The 16657-nt window shown below is 60.9% G+C and carries 17 protein-coding genes; 5 read left to right on the top strand and 12 right to left on the bottom strand.

Annotated elements, in window-relative coordinates; translation table 11 throughout:
* The first annotated feature begins 103 nt into the window (after nt 1–103).
* Genes rdgB through GZ093_RS05480 form a run of 3 tightly spaced genes read left to right on the top strand, consistent with a single transcriptional unit; the run spans nt 104 to nt 2679 of the window.
* The gene (gene rdgB / locus GZ093_RS05490) at nt 104–724 is read left to right on the top strand and encodes an RdgB/HAM1 family non-canonical purine NTP pyrophosphatase (RefSeq protein ID WP_296483181.1); all 621 of its coding nucleotides are present in this window, start codon (nt 104–106) and stop codon (nt 722–724) included.
* Nucleotides 721–1953, top strand: a complete 1233-nt coding sequence (hemW, locus tag GZ093_RS05485; RefSeq protein WP_296483178.1) for a radical SAM family heme chaperone HemW — start codon at nt 721–723, stop codon at nt 1951–1953. Before rdgB ends, hemW begins: the two co-directional genes overlap by 4 nt.
* A 45-nt stretch (nt 1954–1998) precedes the next feature.
* Nucleotides 1999–2679, top strand: coding sequence for a CBS domain-containing protein (locus GZ093_RS05480; protein ID WP_296483175.1), 681 nt, complete (start codon nt 1999–2001; stop codon nt 2677–2679).
* Here the strand turns inward: GZ093_RS05480 and GZ093_RS05475 are convergent.
* The 6 genes from GZ093_RS05475 to GZ093_RS05450 all read right to left on the bottom strand — a co-directional run bounded on the left by GZ093_RS05475 (nt 2606) and on the right by GZ093_RS05450 (nt 8887).
* The gene (locus GZ093_RS05475; RefSeq protein WP_296483173.1) at nt 2606–3199 is read right to left on the bottom strand and encodes a DUF1850 domain-containing protein; all 594 of its coding nucleotides are present in this window, start codon (nt 3197–3199) and stop codon (nt 2606–2608) included. The genes GZ093_RS05480 and GZ093_RS05475 overlap by 74 nt on opposite strands.
* Nucleotides 3144–5189: a TRAP transporter permease gene (locus GZ093_RS05470; RefSeq protein WP_296483170.1), complete on the bottom strand. Its 2046-nt coding sequence runs from the start codon at nt 5187–5189 to the stop codon at nt 3144–3146. The genes GZ093_RS05475 and GZ093_RS05470 overlap by 56 nt, the downstream gene beginning before the upstream one ends.
* 92 nt (nt 5190–5281) lie before the next feature.
* Nucleotides 5282–6241, bottom strand: coding sequence for a TAXI family TRAP transporter solute-binding subunit (locus GZ093_RS05465; protein WP_296483164.1), 960 nt, complete (start codon nt 6239–6241; stop codon nt 5282–5284).
* Nucleotides 6242–6407: 166 nt separating this feature from the next.
* Nucleotides 6408–7358, bottom strand: coding sequence for a dihydrodipicolinate synthase family protein (locus GZ093_RS05460; protein ID WP_296483161.1), 951 nt, complete (start codon nt 7356–7358; stop codon nt 6408–6410).
* The gene (locus tag GZ093_RS05455; protein ID WP_296483158.1) at nt 7355–8074 is read right to left on the bottom strand and encodes a ribonuclease activity regulator RraA; all 720 of its coding nucleotides are present in this window, start codon (nt 8072–8074) and stop codon (nt 7355–7357) included. The genes GZ093_RS05460 and GZ093_RS05455 overlap by 4 nt, the downstream gene beginning before the upstream one ends.
* 27 nt (nt 8075–8101) lie before the next feature.
* Complete coding sequence (locus tag GZ093_RS05450) at nt 8102–8887, bottom strand: SDR family oxidoreductase (protein ID WP_296483156.1); 786 nt, start codon at nt 8885–8887, stop codon at nt 8102–8104.
* Nucleotides 8888–9032: 145 nt separating this feature from the next.
* On the opposite strand from GZ093_RS05450, the gene GZ093_RS05445 reads away from it, so the two are divergent.
* Complete coding sequence (locus tag GZ093_RS05445) at nt 9033–9908, top strand: LysR family transcriptional regulator (RefSeq protein WP_296483154.1); 876 nt, start codon at nt 9033–9035, stop codon at nt 9906–9908.
* A gap of 292 nt (nt 9909–10200) precedes the next feature.
* Here GZ093_RS05445 and GZ093_RS05440 read toward each other — a convergent pair whose 3' ends face one another.
* From GZ093_RS05440 to GZ093_RS05425, 4 genes are all read right to left on the bottom strand, one after another.
* Complete coding sequence (locus tag GZ093_RS05440) at nt 10201–11301, bottom strand: NAD(P)/FAD-dependent oxidoreductase (protein ID WP_296483151.1); 1101 nt, start codon at nt 11299–11301, stop codon at nt 10201–10203.
* The gene (locus tag GZ093_RS05435) at nt 11288–12055 is read right to left on the bottom strand and encodes a FadR/GntR family transcriptional regulator (protein ID WP_363260242.1); all 768 of its coding nucleotides are present in this window, start codon (nt 12053–12055) and stop codon (nt 11288–11290) included. The genes GZ093_RS05440 and GZ093_RS05435 overlap by 14 nt, the downstream gene beginning before the upstream one ends.
* A gap of 85 nt (nt 12056–12140) precedes the next feature.
* Nucleotides 12141–12473, bottom strand: coding sequence for a hypothetical protein (locus tag GZ093_RS05430; RefSeq protein WP_296483148.1), 333 nt, complete (start codon nt 12471–12473; stop codon nt 12141–12143).
* 62 nt (nt 12474–12535) lie between these two features.
* Nucleotides 12536–13519 (bottom strand): MDR family oxidoreductase, encoded by a 984-nt coding sequence (locus GZ093_RS05425; protein ID WP_296483145.1) that lies wholly within the window; start codon nt 13517–13519, stop codon nt 12536–12538.
* Between the two features lie 115 nt (nt 13520–13634).
* Here GZ093_RS05425 and GZ093_RS05420 point away from each other — a divergent pair, with 115 nt between their 5' ends.
* On the top strand, nt 13635–13817 hold the full coding sequence (locus GZ093_RS05420) for a hypothetical protein (protein WP_296483142.1): 183 nt from the start codon (nt 13635–13637) through the stop codon (nt 13815–13817).
* Between the two features lie 99 nt (nt 13818–13916).
* Here GZ093_RS05420 and GZ093_RS05415 read toward each other — a convergent pair whose 3' ends face one another.
* Both GZ093_RS05415 and GZ093_RS05410 read right to left on the bottom strand, forming a co-directional pair.
* Nucleotides 13917–15032 carry an acyl-CoA dehydrogenase family protein gene (locus GZ093_RS05415; RefSeq protein WP_296483139.1) on the bottom strand — a complete coding sequence of 372 codons (1116 nt, stop codon included), beginning with the start codon at nt 15030–15032 and terminating at the stop codon, nt 13917–13919.
* Nucleotides 15033–15139: 107 nt separating this feature from the next.
* Nucleotides 15140–16321, bottom strand: coding sequence for an acyl-CoA dehydrogenase family protein (locus GZ093_RS05410; protein WP_296483137.1), 1182 nt, complete (start codon nt 16319–16321; stop codon nt 15140–15142).
* Between the last annotated feature and the right edge of the window lie 336 nt (nt 16322–16657).

The following is a 16657-nucleotide window of genomic DNA, read 5'->3' as shown; positions in this document are numbered from 1 at the left end:
CGCTTTCGTTTACATCAATGCAATGAATACCGCCTATCAAAAAATAAATCCAATACCTCTTGATTTGGTGGGAAGTCCCTGTAGGGGGCTACAGCCCTATTTCATGAAAATTGTCTTAGCTTCCAACAACCCGGGTAAATTGGCCGAGCTGCGCGCCATGTTGACGCCGCTCGGTGTCAAGCTGATCTGCCAGGGCGAGCTCGGCATTCCCGAGGCGCCTGAGCCGTACCACACCTTTGTCGAAAACGCGCTCGCCAAGGCGCGCCATGCAAGTAGCCACAGCGGCTTGCCCGCGCTGGCCGACGACGCTGGCTTGTGTGTCGACGCTTTTGGCGGGCTGCCGGGGGTGCAGACCGCCTTCTACGCCACCCAGTTTGGCTATGAAAAAGGCGACGACAACAATGTGCGCGCCCTGCTGGAGCAGATGCGCGACGTGGAGAATCGGCGTGCCGCGCTGGTGAGCACGTTGGTGGCGGTGCGTTCAGCGCAAGATCCGGAGCCTTTGATCGCCGTCGGCCGGGTGGTGGGCGAGATTGCCCGTGCGCCGGTGGGCAGCAACGGCTTTGGTTTTGATCCGGTGATGTACATCCCCGAGTTTGGCCGGACCTTTGCCCAGTTGCCGGTAGAGGTCAAGAACGCTAACAGCCACCGGGGCCGGGCGGTGCAGACGATGCTGGCGTTGATGCGCGAGCGCTGGCTCTCAAGCGTGGCGGACTGCGCATGATTTCTGTGGTCCCCGCCTTTGAGTCAACTTCAGCGCCACAAGACGTCCAGCACTACCTGCGCCCGGGCATGCTGCAGTTGGCCGCCTTGCCGCCGCTGTCGCTGTATGTGCATCTGCCCTGGTGTCTGAAAAAGTGCCCCTATTGCGACTTCAACTCGCATGAGACGCGCGTCGCCGAGTTGCCCGAGCAGCGCTACCTGGCCGCTCTGATGGCCGACCTGGAGGCCGCCTTGCCGCTGATCTGGGGCCGCACGGTGCACAGCATTTTTATCGGGGGCGGCACGCCCAGCCTGTTTTCGCCTGAGGCCGTCGACCGCCTGCTGAGTGGCATCCGGGCGCGGCTGCGGCTGGCGGCGGCTTGCGAAATTACGCTGGAAGCCAATCCGGGCACCTTTGAGAAAGATCGCTTTCGGGCCTTTCGTGGCGCCGGCGTGACCCGCCTGTCGGTGGGTGTGCAGAGCTTCAACGATTCATTCTTGAAAGCGCTGGGCCGGGTGCACGACAGGGCGCAAGCGCTCGCTGCCGTCGAAGAAGCGGCCCAGGCGTTTGACACTTTCAACCTGGACCTCATGTACGCGCTGCCGGGGCAGACCCTGGCAGACGTCCAGCAGGACATGGCCCTTGCGTTGACCTTCAAGCCGCCGCACATTTCGATTTATCAGCTCACCATCGAGCCCAATACCTTCTTTGCCAAGTACCCGCCGCCGCTGCCTGAGGACGACACCGCTTACGACATGCTGGACTTGATCACCGACCTGACGGGCGCGGCGGGCCTGCAGCGCTACGAAGTGTCGGCCTATGCCGCGCCCGGCCACCGCTGTTTTCACAACCTCAATTACTGGCAATTTGGCGACTACCTGGGTCTGGGTGCCGGCGCGCACAGCAAACTTAGTTTTGCGCATCGGGTGGTGCGCCAGGTGCGCTTTCGCGAGCCGGCACGCTATATGGAACAAGCCTTGGCGGGTCACTGCCTGGCGCAAGATGCAGAGGTCAGCCGGGCTGATTTGCCGTTTGAGTTCATGTTGAATGCCTTGCGTTTGAAAGACGGCTTTGCCCTGCAGCAGTTCTCTGAGCGCACCGGACTGGCCATCACCGCCATTCAAGACGCGCTGGAGCAGGCTCAAGCGCAGGGCTTGATCGTGCGCGACCTGGCCCGCGTTACGCCGAGCGTGCGCGGTTTTGATTTTCTGAGTGACTTGCAGTCGCTGTTTCTGCCGCCCCATCCTTGACCCCTCGCAGGCTATAGTCGGCCCGAACAAAACAAGGGGCAGACCATGTTCTCAATCTATGGTGTGGCAGGGCAGTTGTTTCGCGGTTCCATGGAGCAACTGCGCCAGGTCAAGGGGGTCGGCGCTATCGCGCGTTCCAACGCCATCAAGGCCTTGGGCCGTGATGGGCGCGATCCGCCCGAAGATGCCGCCTACGCCGGGCTGATGCCGCAGGCCACCCCAAGTGACGAGGCGCATCGCAGCGCGCTGGCGGCCTACGCCGAGACGCAAAAGGCGCTGCCCCAGCAGCGCCAACCCCTCAAGCTGGTGGAGTCCTTGATGAGCCGGGCCGTGATCACCCTGCTTGATACCGCCACTGTGGGGCAGGCCTGGCAGATGCTGGCCGAGCAGGGTGTCGGTCAGGCCCCGGTGCTCAACGCCGCCGGCACGCTGGTGGGTTTGCTGTCGCGCGCTGATCTCTTGCGGCCGGAGCGCCTGCCCACACCTGACAGCCATGCCCTGGTCTGGCGCGCGCTGCTGGCGCAAAGTGTGCAGGACATCATGTGGACGCCGGTGCCCAGCGTCTCGCCAGATATCGATATTCGTCGCGTGGCGCGTGTGCTGCTCGATACCGGCCTGCCGGGCTTGCCGGTGGTGGACGAACAGGGCCGTGTCATTGGCTTTGTGTCGCGCTCGGATATTTTGCAGGCGGTGGTGACGGACCCGCCGCTGGACCTGTGGGGCTGAGCTCTGGGGCGGTTTGGTCAACGGGGCCGGGTGGGCCGGCGCGGCACGGCTCAAGCAGTGTGATGTCGCCGTCGGAGGGAAGCAATTCCGACATCGGGCGACACCGGCCCGCGCTGCAAAAATCGTAGTCTGCCGTGTAGATGGAGCGCGTCAGCCGCAGCGCCAGTGGACGCTGAATCTGTGGCGTGTAGGCATACCAGCCGTCGCGCAATTGGGCGTCTGGCGGCGGTTCCATGCCAGCGCCGGAGCCGCGCACCCGGGCCTGCAGGGCAAGCAGCATCGGGGGCTGGCGTGGGTCAGCGCCTGCGACCACGCCGTAGTCTTCTTCCCAGCGCACTTTCTCAATGGAGTGCATCCAGGCCAGCGTAAAACGATCCACCGGAACGAAAACGGTTTGCACAGCCGCGGTGCCCAGCGTGGCAGCCAATGTCAGGCAGACCCCCAGAATCATGCGTCGTTGTGGCTTAACCTGGGGTGGCGTGGGCAGACTGACCGCGTTGGCCTCGGCTGCGCCAGACATGCCACAGGATGAACAGCGCAATCAGGGCCAGCCCCATCTCATCGGTAAAAGGCAGGGCCACCACCAGCAAGCTCGCCGCCAGAATCGCCACGATGCGCTCAATCCAGTTCAGCGGGGTGATCAAAAAGCCAATCGCGCCAGCGCCCCACATGGCGATGGCGACCAGGGCCTTGAACACGATCCAGGTGGTGTCTAACCAGTCGCCACTTTGCAGCATCAGTGCCGGGCTATAGACCGCCATGAACGGCACGATGAATCCGGCAATCGCTATCCGCATCGCCTGGATGCTAATTTTCAAGCCACTCTCACGCGCAATCGGTGCCGCCGCAAACGCCGCCAGCGCCACCGGTGGCGTCAGGTCGGCCATGATGCCAAAGTAAAAAACAAACATGTGCGACACGATCAGCGGGACACCGAGCTTGAGCAACACCGGTGCGGCCAGCGAACTGGTGATGATGTAGTTGGGAATGGTCGGAATGCCCATGCCCAGCACGAGGCAGATCACCATGGTCAGCAGCAGTGCCAAAAACAGGCTGTCCTCGCCCACGGCGATGATGCGTCCACCCAGTTCGGCGGCCACGCCGGTCAGGTTGATGACGCCGATGATCACGCCGACCAGCGCACAGGCAATCGCCACCGGCAGCGCATGGCGTGCGCCATCCACCAGCGCACGCACCGCGAGTTGGCGGGCATCACCGCCGGTGCGGCGAATGAAAGTCAGCGCCAGCAACAGGGCGACGATGACGAAAAAAGTGCCCACGCCAAACTGGAAGAAACCGGCACAGGCAAAGCCCAGCAGGACCCAGAAGAGCGCGCGTCGGCCCAGACTTCTCACGCCGCTGAGTGAGGCCGCGCCAAAGATCAGCACCACGGTCAGGGCCAGCCCCACGGTGCCGGAAAACAAAGGCGTGTAGCCCGAAAACAGCAAGGTCACCAAGCCCACCAGCGGCAGCAGCAGGTACCAGCGCAGGCGCACCGCCGTCCAAGGGTTGGGACATTCTTCCTTGGGCAGACCGATCAGCCCCTTGCGACCGGCCTCCAGGTGCACCATCCAGAAGGCGGTGACAAAGTACAGGATGGCCGGAATCAGCGCCGCCTGCACGATCGCAATGTAGGGCACATTGATCGTTTCGGCCATGATGAAAGCCACGGCGCCCATGACCGGCGGCATGATCTGCCCGCCCATGCTGGAGGTGGCCTCAACCCCGCCGGCAAAGGCCGAGCTGTAGCCAAAGCGCTTCATCAGTGGAATGGTGAACTGGCCGGTGGTGACCACGTTGGCCACGCCCGAGCCGTTGATGGTGCCCATCAGGCCCGACGAGATCACCGACACCTTGGCCGGACCCCCCCGCGTGTGGCCGACCGTGCCCATGGCAAAGTCAGTGAACAGGTCGATCATTCCCGCCTGTTCCAGAAAGGCGCCAAATAGGATGAAGAGAAAAATATAGGACGACGACACATAGGTCGGCGTGCCGTAAATGCCTTCGGTGCCGAAACCCAGGGTGCTGACGACTTGGTCGAGCCCGAAACCGCGGTGTGCCAGCGCGCCGGGCAGGTGTTCACCGAACAGGGCGTAGAGCAAAAAAGTGCCGCAAATCACGGGCAGGCCCCAGCCCATGACACGCCGGGCCGCTTCAAACACCAGGGCAATGGTCACGACGCCAATGACCCAGTCCATGGGGATCAGTTCACCGGCGCGCTGCGTCAGGTCGGCCTCGAAGTACCAGTGGTACAGGCTGAAGACAAAGCCGGTCAGGCCCAGCACCCAGCCCAACGCCCGCCAAAGAGCCCCATTTTTCCCCTGACCGCCAAAGGGCGGGAACAAGGCAAAGACCATCAGCAGCACAAAGCCCACATGCACCGTGCGCACCACCTGGCTCGACAGCGGGCTGAAGGCCGCCGTGAGGAGCTGAAAGCTGGAAAAGAAGATGGCCACCCAGAAAATGGCGCCGTGAAGCTCGCTGCGCTGGCCGTCGTTGCTGTCGCTCATAAAACCTCGAGTCAATCGGAAAAATTACGGTAACAGGCAAGGCAGCGGTCTGCCTGGCCTGTCCGGGATCGCACCTGATGCGGGTTAGCCCATCACTTGATCAGGCCAACTTCCTTGTAGTAGCGCGTGGCGCCGGGGTGCAGGGGGATCGACATGCCCTTGATGGCGTTCTCGCGCTTGATCGACTTGGCCGCGTTGTGCGCGGCGTAGAGCGTGTCGAGGTTTTCGTACAGCGCTTTGGTCATCTGGTAGGCCAGTTCATCGGACACGCCCGAGTGCGTCACCAAAAAGTTGGGGATGGCTGCGGTGGGTACATCGGTGGTTTGGCCGGTATAGGTGTTGGCCGGGATCATGACGCTCTGGTAGGCAGGGTCACCGACTTTGGCAACCACATCAGCGGGCACCGAGACGACGACGATCTTGATCGAGGTCGCCAGGTCGCGGATGGAGGCCACGCCCAATCCAGCCGACTGCAGCGTGGCGTCAAGCTGGCGGTTTTTCATCAGTTCGACAGACTCGCCAAAGGGCAGGTATTCCACCTTGGACAAATCGCTGTAACTCAGGCCGGCGGCCTTCAGAACCGCACGCGCGTTGAGCTCGGTACCCGACTTGGCGGCGCCGACCGACACCCGCTTGCCTTTCAGGTCGGCCAGCGTTTTGATGCCGGAGTCGGCACTGGCGATGATCTGGATGTAGTTGTTGTAGGTGGCCGAGAGACCGCGCAGCTTGTCGAGTTTGGTCTTGAAGCCCGCTTCTTCCTTGCCTTGCCAGGCGTCAGACACCGAGTCGCCCAGTGACAGCGCCAGTTCACCCCGGCCGGCCTGCAGCAGGTTGAGGTTTTCAGCGGAGGCTTTGGTGACCTGCGCGGTCGAGCGCACATTGGGAATGGCTTTGACAAAAATCTGCGACAGGGCAACGCCCAGCGGGTAGTAGACGCCGCTTTGACCGCCGGTCAGCACGTTGACGAATTGCGCTTGCTGCGCCAGGCCAGCACTGCTGGCGATGGCGGCACCAAGGCCCAGGGCAAGACCGAGTTTGTGGATAAAACGCATGGAACTGTCTCCTTGTGATCAGGGTTAAAGATTTTTGTCAGGCTGCCTTACAGAATACAACAAATGGAAGTTGAATGGTCAGCCGGGAGCACCCAATGCTTAGGGGTTTTCCCGCGGCTGGCTGCCCTGATGGGCGTGTGACGCGCCACCGAGGGGCGCCGGGATATCAGGATGTCTGGATTGACTGAAGCTCTTGCAGGCGTCTGGTTTGCCGTTCGGTCAAGCGGGCAATGTCGGCCATGTCGGCGTTTGACAGCTGCGGCCCGGGTTTGCGCAGCGTCGCGCAGGCAATGGCGCCGCGCTGGGCCATGATGTGTTTTCTCACCGCCAGGCCGATGCCGGGCTGTTGCTCATAGCGTGCCAGCGGCAGGTAGGCATCGAAAATATCGTGCGCCTTGTCAATCTCACCGGCCGCATGAGCCGTGATGACATCGACCATCATCTCTGGGTAGGCAAAGCCGGTCATGGCGCCGTCGGCGCCGCGCGTCAATTCTTCCGGCAAGAACAGTCCGCCGCCGTTGCCGGTCAGGATTGCCACACGCTTTGCCTCGCCCCGATCGCTCGCAGCACGAAGCGCCGACAACTTGGCCAGGCCAGGGGAATCTTCATGCTTGAGCATCACGCAGGTGGGGGAATTTTTGATGATGCGCAAAATCACTCCGGTCGACATCTGTACGCCGGTGGAGACCGGATGGTCCTGCAGAACCCAGGGCACGTCGCTGCCAAGCGTCTCGTTGACCATGTCAAAGTAGGCCACGATTTGATCATCGGTGCGCACTGAAGCAGGGGGCGCAATCATGACGCCCGAGGCCCCCAGCGCCATCACGCTCTCCGTCAATTCACGCATGGCTGCAAAACCTGCAGATGATGCGCCCACCACGACCGGGACACGGCCATTCACACGCTGCAGCACCTGTTGGGTGAATAACTTTGACTCTTCAGCCGTTAACTTGGTCGCTTCTCCGAGAATGCCCAGGATGGTCAGGCCGGCTGCGCCCTTGGCCAGATAGAAATCGACCATCCGATCTGTGCTTGCCAGGTCGAGCGCACCGTTCTCTGCAAACGGGGTGATGGCAATCAAATAGGCGCCCTTGGCGCTTGCAGCTAATTGATTCATGCTTTTACTTTTGACGCTTCATAGCGGGCTTTTGCCGCGGCATTCGGTGGGTAAAGTCCCGGCAAGGCCGCTCCATTTTCAACCTCGTTCATGATCCATGATTCAAGGCGTTCTTGTTCGACCGCCAAGGCCACCACCTCTTCCAGCAGAGCCGCCGGAATGAGCACTGCGCCATCTGAATCGACGACGATGACATCGTTGGGAAAAACGGCGACGCCACCGCAGGCAATCGGTTCCTGCCAGCTCACGAACGTCAGGGCAGCCACCGACGGTGGCGCCGCCGTGCCTGCGCACCAGACCGGAAATCCGCTGTCGAGCACACCCGCCAAGTCGCGCACCACGCCGTCGGTGACAAGACCTGCAACGCCCCGTTTGCTCATCCGTGTACACAGGATGTCGCCGAAAATCCCGGCATCCGTCACGCCCATGGCATCGACCACGGCAATACAGCCTGCGGGCATGGCTTCGATGGCCGCCCGTGTCGAGATTGGCGAGGACCAGGATTCCGGCGTGGCCAGATCTTCGCGAGCAGGGACGAAGCGCAAGGTGAAGGCCCGTCCAACGAGACGCGGCTGATCGCCTTTGATCGGCATGGTGCCCCTGAGCCAGATATGACGAAGGCCTTTTTTCAGGAGCACCGTCGTCAGGGTAGCTGTTGTGACATTGGACAGCGTGCGGATGAGGTCTGCGTCCAGCGGAAGTGTTTCTGTAGTCATGGGTCGCCTTGTTTGACAGTGTGTGTATCAGATGCTGGAAATCATTCCACCATCCACTCGCAGCGTCGACCCCGTCATATAGGACGACCGCGTGCTGGCCAGGAAGGTCACGACATCGGCATATTCTTGCGGGTTGCCGTACCGGCCCATGGGGATGGCGCTGGTGCTTTCGGCACAGACTTGCGACACGGTGCGTCCTTCTCTCTTCGCTTTGGCGTCATCGAGAAACTTGATGCGCTCGGTTGCAATTCTGCCGGGCAAAACAATGTTGCAGGTGATGCCGTCCTGGGCCACTTCGCGTGCCAGCGTCTTGGACCAGCCGACCAGGGACAAACGCAGCGCATTGGAGATCGCCAGATTCGGGATGGGAGTCACCACGCCAGAAGAGGTGCTGGTGATGATCCGTCCCCACTTCTTGACGCGCATACCCGGCAGCACACGATCCGTGATGGCCAGCACCGACAACACCATGGTCTGAAAATTGCGCGTCCACAGGGCGGCGTCCTGGCCGAAGGCCGTGGTGGGCGGTGGGCCGCCTGTATTGTTGATCAGTACATCCACGCCACCAAACCGGCTTTCAATTTCCAGAATGCGCGCATCCACCACCGACAGGTCGCCAATATCCCACAGCAGGGGGAGGGCGGTGCCGCCCGCTTTTTGCACCGACTCAACGGTGCGCATGAGCGCCTCTTCATTGATATCGGCTACCGCGACGTTGGCCCCTTCGCGTGCCAAGGAAGTTGCAATGGCACACCCCAATCCGCCACCTGCGCCAAGCACCAGTGCGGTCTTACCTGCTAATCCCATATCCATAAACAGTCTCCATGTTGATTGCATTGGCGAAAGACGCCTCAATGGTGGAATTTCTTCACGCCAAAAATGCTAGCGCGAGTGTGGGGGTTTCGGAAAGATAGGTAAAGGCCGCTATCATTCTTTCAGGAAGCATTTTTTCTGCGTTATGGATACCTTATTTCTTGAGACATTGATTGCGGTTGTTCACAGTGGCACGCTGGTTGACGCCGCGCGTCAAATGAATGTCACGCCAGGGGCCGTGGCGCAACGCTTGCAGACGCTGGAAGCGGAGATGGGAACCAAGCTGGTCATGCGCGCCGGGCGCACGGTGCGGCCGACCGAAGCCGGTGCCAAACTAGCGTTGCGGGCTCGAGGTGTTTTGCGAGATTTCAACGACCTGCGTTTTGTGGTCGACGATGGCATTCTTTCTGGTGAACTGAGGATTGGTGCCATCGCAACCGCCCTGACCGGAATGATTCCGCACATTCTCGGACAACTGGTCAGATTGCATTCAGAAGTTGAAGTCTTCATCGAACCCGGTTCCTCGGAACGGCTGTATCGACGCGTTCACAACGGCGATCTGGATGCCGCCCTCATGGTCAGGCCGGGGTTTCCCATTCCGAAAGTGCTGGACTGGGTCAGTCTGAGAAAGGAGCCATTGATCGTCATCGCCTCATCCGCTACAACGCAAGATGACGCCCATGCGCTTCTAATGAGTCACCCGTTCATCAGTTATGACAGGAATCAATGGGGTGGTTATCTGGCGGAGCGCTATTTGCAGCAGGCAGGCTTGGCCCCGAAAGTCCGGTTTGAACTGGATGCACTGGACGCGATCGCCGTCATGGTGGATCAAAATTTAGGTGTGTCTTTGATCCCGGACTGGGCGCCGCCTTGGCCGCAAGGTCTTTCGCTAAAAAAAATACCGGTTTCACGACCCCACCAAAATCGGGAGGTCGGCCTGCTTTGGAACAAAGGATCGTCTCGCATACGGCTGGTCGATGCTTTTCAAAAAGAGGCCATGCGCCTCGCGCCCACTGGATAGAACGCCGTGGGCAGCCTGGCGCTGGGGGGACTACTTTTGGGGCGATAGCCTGATCGCCATCGCACAATCATGCTCATATCTCATAGCTTGATTTTTTACGAGCTCTTTGATGCCATCAAAAGTATCACTGCTTCTTGATTGAGGCCCTTTAATTTGCTGTGTAATACGCTATAAATAATATAGCTAATTCTCTATGCAAGGGATCATATTTTGTGCGAAATTGGCATATCAATCAAAGGCTGCTCAGTCTTGGGCTGTATTGGTTTGGCAGGCGCCACCGCCACCCGGGCGCTCAGGCGCTCAGGCTTTGCGCCACATGGTCGGCGATGGCCAGCGCGGCGGTGAGTCCGGGCGATTCGATGCCAAACAGATTGACCAGGCCCGGGATGCCATGCCGGGTGTGATCGTCAATTTGAAAGTCTGCGGCCGGTGCGCCCTGCGCCGCCAATTTGGGCCGGATGCCGACATAGTCGGGCTGCAAAGTCCCCGCGTCGACGCCCGGCCAGTAATGGCGGATCTGGTTTTGAAAGGTGGCCAGTCGGTCTGCGTCCACGGCGTAGTTAATTTTTGACACCCATTGCACATCCGGGCCAAAGCGTGGTCGTCCGCCCAAGTCCAGCGTGAGATGGATGCCCAGGCCACCGGCTTCAGGCATCGGATAAATCAGATGCGAAAAATTGGCCCGTCCGCTGAATGAGAAATAGTTGCCCTTGGCATAGAACAAGGGTGGGATGCTGGCTGCGGGCAGGCCGACCAGACACGCAGCGACCTGCTGCGCCTGCAGCCCGGCGCAATTGATGACGCTGCGGGCCAGCAAGGGCTCCATGGCGCCCTGGACGCCCAAGGCAATGCCGTCAGGCCTGATCTCACCACCCTCAACGGGCGACTGAAAGGCAAATAAGGCGCCGGCCTGCTCGGCGTCGGCTTGCAGCTGCAGCATGAAGGCATGGCTGTCAATGATGCCGGTGCTGGGCGACAGCAGCGCAGCCAGACAAGAAATGTCGGGCTCCATGGCCTTGACCTGCGCGGCCGTCAAGCTCTGCAGATCAAAAACTCCATTGGCGCAGGCCTTGTCCCGCAAGGCTTGCAGCGCGCCCACTTGGCCGACATCGGTCGCGACAATCAGTTTGCCGCAGCGCCGGTGGGGGATGGCGCGGCTTTCGCAATAGGCATAGAGCGCCTCCTTGCCGCGCACACACAGGGTCGCCTTCAAGGAGTTTTGTGCGTAGTAAATGCCGGCATGAATCACTTCGCTGTTGCGGGAACTGGTGCCGGTGCCGATGCTGTGGGCGGCCTCCAGCACCATCACCTCGCGCCCGTCCTGCGCCAAGCGGCGCGCCACGGCCAAGCCCACGACGCCGGCGCCGATCACGACGCAGTCAACGCGTTCCATGCGCAGCCTTCTCCAGCGGATAAGTTGCGGATGCCTGAGCGTTGAACGACAAGGACAGTCCAAGTCGTTGGGCGGCGGTCAGCAGATGCGCGCACGCCGCCTCGCGCGCCGCTTTGGGATCAGCGGCGACGATGGCCGCCAGTATCAATCGGTGTTCTTGTTGAGCGGGTGACGGCCCGAGCGCACGTTGCGCCGAGTTTTCCCACGCCAGGCGGCGGGTTTCAAGCAACTGGTGCGCCAGAAAGTCGACAAAACCTGAGAAATAGGGATTGTGGGTGGCAATTGCGATGGCCCGGTGAAAAGCAAGGTCTGCCACGCCAGCGGCCGCAAAGTCGTCCGCGCAGCGGTCCATGTCATCCAGCGCGCAGCGCATGGCCAGCAAATCGTTCGGGGTGCGCCGCAGCGCCGCGAGTTCGGCCGCTGCACATTCGGCCCAATAACGCAGTTCAAAGACGTGCTGAAAATTGATCTCTGGCCCACCCGCTTTGCTGCTGTCTGCCAGCCGATAGGCGTTGCCCACCGGGTTGTCGGACACATAGGCCCCCGATCCCTTGCGCGTCACCAGAATGTGATCGACCTTGAGCCGGGCAATGGCCTCCCGGATGACCGGGCGACTGACCTTGAAGTTGTCGGCCAGCGTTTGCTCGGCCGGCAGCCGTGTGTTGGCTGGATAGACCCCTGACTGAATCTCGGTCTGCAGTTTGTGCACGACGCGCTCCACAAGAGAAGACGGTCGCTCTAGCGGATCAATCATCAGGGCTCCAATTTATCTGTAAGGCTGCATGACAAATTATAGCCAGATGGATTGTGCCCAGTGTTATTTCGAGTGTTGGAACGGGCTAGAAAGGGTAACGCTCACGCAGGCTGCGGGCGTTGAGCAGCACGCCCGTCATCAGCGTGAACAGGGCGACAGAACCCAGAATAATGGCGGCAGCGGTCCAGGGTCGGTCGATTTGCTGTCGAAACTGGACGAGTTGAACGGCGGTGCCCAGCCAACTCGCTGTTGCGCAATAGGCCGCGAACTGCAACAGAAAAAGGCTCCAGCGGCTCTTGTAGAAAAACAGCAGAGGTGTTGCCAAACACAGGCCAACCACAAAAAAGCTGCTGATCCTGAAAAAATGCGCAGCCATGAGGGCGGCGGCGATGACGTAGAGGCTGATGCGCAGGGTCATTTGAAATCAATCCAGAATAAGCGATATTTTGCGGGATCTTGGGCTTTGCAGCCGGGTTCCTATTAACGTTTCACATCAACCACAACACGACCGCGCACCTTGCCTTCCAGCAATTCTGTCGCCACTGCGATGGTTTCTGAAAGACTTATTTCACGGGTGATAGCTTCGAGCTTGGTGATGTCGAGGTCGCGGGCAAGCCGCTGCCATGCTTCTTGACGAACGTTGAGCGGGGCCATGACACTGTCGATGCCATAAAGGGTCACGTTGCGCAGGATGAATGGCGCCACCGAGGCCGGGAAATCCATTCCGCCCGCCAGTCCGCAAGCGGCCACAGCACCGCGGTATTGGGTGGTGGCGCAGGCATTGGCCAGCGTATGGCTGCCGACGGTATCAATCACCCCGGCCCAGCGCTCCTTGCCGATGGGCTTGCCGGGCGCTGAGAGTTCGCTGCGGTCCATGACCTGGCTTGCGCCCAGCGCCTTGAGGTAGTCAGCCTCGGCGGTGCGGCCGGTTGACGCGACCACGGTGTAGCCCAACCTGGCCAGCAAGGCGATGGCGACGCTGCCGACACCGCCGCTGGCGCCCGTCACGAGAATCTCGCCCTTGGTCGGCCCGATGCCATGCTTCTCCAGTGCCAGGACGCACAGCATGGCGGTATAGCCGGCGGTGCCGATCGCCATGGCCTGGCGAGCCGTGAAGGCTATTGGCAGCGCAAGCAGCCACTCGCCCTTGACCCGCGCCACTTCAGCGAGTCCACCACAGTGGGTTTCGCCGACACCCCAGCCGTTCAGGATGACCTTGTCGCCCGCCTGCCAGGCTGCGTTGGCGCTTTCGACCACGGTACCCGCGAAATCGATGCCTGGGACCATGGGAAAGCGTCGAACCACCGGTGATCGTCCGGTGATCGCCAGCGCATCCTTGTAGTTGAGCGTTGACCACTCGACCCGGACCGTGACGTCGCCAGCCGGCAGCACGGCCTCGTCGATGGTCTGAAGCGCGGCCTTGTAACCGGCATCGTCTTTGGTAATCAGTATGGCTTTGAACATGCTATTTCCCCGACTGTTGAAAATGAAACATTCGCTTGTAGTTTATGACACGACTGCGGCATGGGGTGAACCTTGGCGCCCCGATAATCAGGACTCAAATATCGGGAGGACTCAGATGCGGCGAGTTGTTGATGGGGTTTCAAAAGTTGTGCTTGCCACCAGCTTGCTGATGTGCTCCGGGTGTGCGGTCGTGGCCGTCACTGGCGCGGTTGTGACGGTGGCGGCAACGGTGGTGTCGACCGGCGTCAAGGCGACTGGCGCCGTGATTGGCGCCGTGATTCCAGACTCGGAGGATTAGAGTCGATGTGACCCCGACGATGGCCGGAACAGGCACGCTCGAATGCGCGCCATGTTCCGTTCATCTGCTGTTACAGCTGGGCCGGACCTGCGGGCAGGCTCACGCAAACACCCCGGCCGTGTCCTGCATCCGGTTTGATACCTCACCCAGATGGTGCAGGCTGTCACCAAACGTCATTTCCAGTTGGGTCAGCTTCTTGAAGTAATGGCTCACGATGTATTCGTCGGTCACGCCGATGCCGCCGTGCAGTTGCACCGCCTGCTGGCCAACCAATCGCATCGAATTGCCGAGCTGGTATTTGGCACGGGCCATCGCGGCGCGGCGCTCGGGCGCGGGGGCGTTGAGTTTGAGCGCGGCATAAAAACTCATGGAGCGTGCCAACTCGAGCTGCATTTTCATGTCCGCAGCGCGGTGCCGCAGCGCCTGGAAGCTGGCGATGGCGACGCCGAACTGCTTGCGCGTGTTCATGTACTCGGCGGTGATGGCCAGCGTTTTGTCCATCACACCAACTGCTTCGGCACAGGCGCTGGCAATGCCGATGTCCACCGCGTGCTCCAGCGCGCTCAAGCCATCGAGTGTGATCAGCGTCGCGGGGGCATTTTGCAGCGTGACCTCGGCCGCCCGGCTGCCGTCCTGCGTGCCATAACCCTGGGTGCTGACACCGCTGGCGGTGCGCTCCACCAGAAACAAGGCCAGCTGGCCGTCGAGCCGGGCGGGCACCATGAAGGCGTCGGCCTGATCACCCGCGGGCACAATGCTTTTGATAGCTGTCAGCGTATAGCCTGCGGGGGCTAAGACCGCTTTTGCCTGGCAACTGTCAAGCCGGTAGCGCGCCGCGCGCTCCTGGTACGCCAGCACCACCAGCGCTTCGCCGCTGGCTATTTTTGGCAGCCAGGCGGACTTGACCGCCTCGGACGCGTAGCCGCTCAGAACGCCGCCTGCGATCAGGCTCTGGTTCAGAGGCTCCAGCACGATGCCGCGCCCGAGCTCCTCCATCACCACCATGCCCTCGACCGGGCCCATGCCCATGCCGTCATATTGCTCCGGGATGTAGAGGCCGCACAGGCCCAGCTCGGCTATTTCACGGAATGCTTCGGGTGAAAAGCCCCCAGTCTTGACGGTGCTGCGGCGGCGCTCGAAGTTGTAGCCTTTGTCAACCCATTTGCGCACGGCATCGCGCAGTTGTTCCTGGTCGTCTGTGAAATCGAAATCCATGGTGATTGTTCCTTTTTACCGTTCGTCCCGAGCTGGTCGAAGGGATTGAGTGATGTCTGCTAAAGGGCTGCGACAAGCACAGCCCGAAATGATATTTCCTGCAATCGTCAGCCGAGGACGGTCTGGGCCACGATGGTGCGCTGCACTTCATTGCTGCCGCCGTAAATGGTGGTCTTGCGCATGTTGAAGTAAGTCGACGCCAGCGGCGCGCACCAGACGCCACCGCCCGGGAAGTCGCCCTGCCAGCCGGCTTCCATCGCCTCCTGAATCAGCGGCAGCGCATAGGGCCCGGCGGCGAGCATCATCAACTCGCTGTAGCGTTGCTGGATCTCGCTGCCGCGAATCTTCAAGAGGCCCGCAATGTCGAGCGAGTTCTTGCCCGACTTTTCTGCGGCCAGCACGCGCAGCACCAGCATCTCGAGCGCCACCACGTCCACTTCCAGCTTGGCGATTTCGTCGCGAAAGCGCACGTCGTCAAACACACCCTCGGCCTTGGCCACGCGTTTGAGCCGCTCGAGCTCGCGCTTGGTGCGGTTCACGTCGGCGATGTTGGTGCGCTCATGCGAGAGCAGGTGCTTGGCGTAGGTCCAGCCCTTGTTCTCTTCGCCAATCAGGTTTTCCACCGGCACTTCGACGTCGTCAAAAAAGACTTCGTTGACTTCGGGCTCGCCGTCGAGCAGCACCGTCGGGCGCACGGTGACGCCAGGGGATTTCATGTCGATCAGCAGGAAGCTGATGCCGGTTTGCGGTTTGCCCTCGTTGCTGGTGCGCACCAGGCAGAAAATCCACTCACCGTACTGGCCCAGCGTGGTCCACGCTTTTTGACCGTTGACGATGTATTTATTGCCCTGGCGTTCGGCCCGGCACTTGACCGAGGCCAGATCAGAACCGGCGCCGGGCTCGCTGTAACCCTGGCTCCACCACACCTCACCACTGGCAATGCCGGGCAAAAAGCGCTGCTGCTGCTCCGGCGTGCCAAACGCCATGATGACCGGGGCCACCATCACCGGGCCAAACGGCAGCACGCGCGGCGCACCGGCCAGGGCACATTCTTCTTCGAACAAATGCTTCTGGATCGAGCTCCAGCCGGGGCCGCCGAAGGACTTGGGCCAGGCGTGGCCGAGCCAGCCTTTTTTGCCCAGAATCTTGCCCCAGCGCTGCAGGTCGTCGCGGCTCAGGCGCAAGGCGTTGTGCACCTTGTGTGAAATATCAGTGGGCAGGTTCGCGCGCACCCAGGCGCGAATGTCTTCACGGAACTGCTGCTCTTCAGGGGTAAAAGCCAAATCCATAGGGGAGTCTCCAAATAAGCCACATTTTGGTTCCGACAGCACTTGAGTACCAAGCGAGTCTTAAGCGAATCGTCGCTGAATGTGGTTTTTAGCACGATCGTGCGATTCAAGCTGTCGAGGTGGTGACACGCTGCCCTGCGCACCGCCTTTTTCAGGTTTTCATCGCCGGTGATTGTCTGTTCTGAACGACGCCTTCGTTTGCGTGTTCGGCCGATTTTTGAGAATACGCAAAGCCCAAAGCAAGGACTTCAGCACAGTAGGTGTTTGTCGCAAGCGTGCCCCTGCGGGTCGCCTGTGCACAGTGGCACGAGCCGAATGGCCTGCGTGTGTGATGTT

This window comes from Rhodoferax sp. (genome assembly GCF_010365055.1).
GTDB lineage: Bacteria > Pseudomonadota > Gammaproteobacteria > Burkholderiales > Burkholderiaceae_C > Rhodoferax.
Note: the sequence above shows the minus strand (reverse complement) of the source record. Positions and strands in the feature narration are given on the sequence as shown.

Bases quoted from the DNA above. Each gene is read 5' to 3' on its own strand.
- GZ093_RS05480 (WP_296483175.1), top strand. From the start codon at position 1,999: ATGTTCTCAATCTATGGTGTGGCAGGGCAGTTGTTTCGCGGTTCCATG.
- hemW (WP_296483178.1), top strand. From the start codon at position 721: ATGATTTCTGTGGTCCCCGCCTTTGAGTCAACTTCAGCGCCACAAGAC.
- GZ093_RS05415 (WP_296483139.1), bottom strand. From the start codon at position 15,032: ATGGATTTCGATTTCACAGACGACCAGGAACAACTGCGCGATGCCGTG.
- GZ093_RS05410 (WP_296483137.1), bottom strand. From the start codon at position 16,321: ATGGATTTGGCTTTTACCCCTGAAGAGCAGCAGTTCCGTGAAGACATT.
- GZ093_RS05420 (WP_296483142.1), top strand. From the start codon at position 13,635: ATGCGGCGAGTTGTTGATGGGGTTTCAAAAGTTGTGCTTGCCACCAGC.
- GZ093_RS05460 (WP_296483161.1), bottom strand. From the start codon at position 7,358: ATGAATCAATTAGCTGCAAGCGCCAAGGGCGCCTATTTGATTGCCATC.
- GZ093_RS05450 (WP_296483156.1), bottom strand. From the start codon at position 8,887: ATGGATATGGGATTAGCAGGTAAGACCGCACTGGTGCTTGGCGCAGGT.
- rdgB (WP_296483181.1), top strand. From the start codon at position 104: ATGAAAATTGTCTTAGCTTCCAACAACCCGGGTAAATTGGCCGAGCTG.
- GZ093_RS05470 (WP_296483170.1), bottom strand. From the start codon at position 5,189: ATGAGCGACAGCAACGACGGCCAGCGCAGCGAGCTTCACGGCGCCATT.
- GZ093_RS05425 (WP_296483145.1), bottom strand. From the start codon at position 13,519: ATGTTCAAAGCCATACTGATTACCAAAGACGATGCCGGTTACAAGGCC.
- GZ093_RS05455 (WP_296483158.1), bottom strand. From the start codon at position 8,074: ATGACTACAGAAACACTTCCGCTGGACGCAGACCTCATCCGCACGCTG.
- GZ093_RS05465 (WP_296483164.1), bottom strand. From the start codon at position 6,241: ATGCGTTTTATCCACAAACTCGGTCTTGCCCTGGGCCTTGGTGCCGCC.
- GZ093_RS05435 (WP_363260242.1), bottom strand. From the start codon at position 12,055: ATGATTGATCCGCTAGAGCGACCGTCTTCTCTTGTGGAGCGCGTCGTG.
- GZ093_RS05430 (WP_296483148.1), bottom strand. From the start codon at position 12,473: ATGACCCTGCGCATCAGCCTCTACGTCATCGCCGCCGCCCTCATGGCT.
- GZ093_RS05475 (WP_296483173.1), bottom strand. From the start codon at position 3,199: ATGTCTGGCGCAGCCGAGGCCAACGCGGTCAGTCTGCCCACGCCACCC.
- GZ093_RS05445 (WP_296483154.1), top strand. From the start codon at position 9,033: ATGGATACCTTATTTCTTGAGACATTGATTGCGGTTGTTCACAGTGGC.
- GZ093_RS05440 (WP_296483151.1), bottom strand. From the start codon at position 11,301: ATGGAACGCGTTGACTGCGTCGTGATCGGCGCCGGCGTCGTGGGCTTG.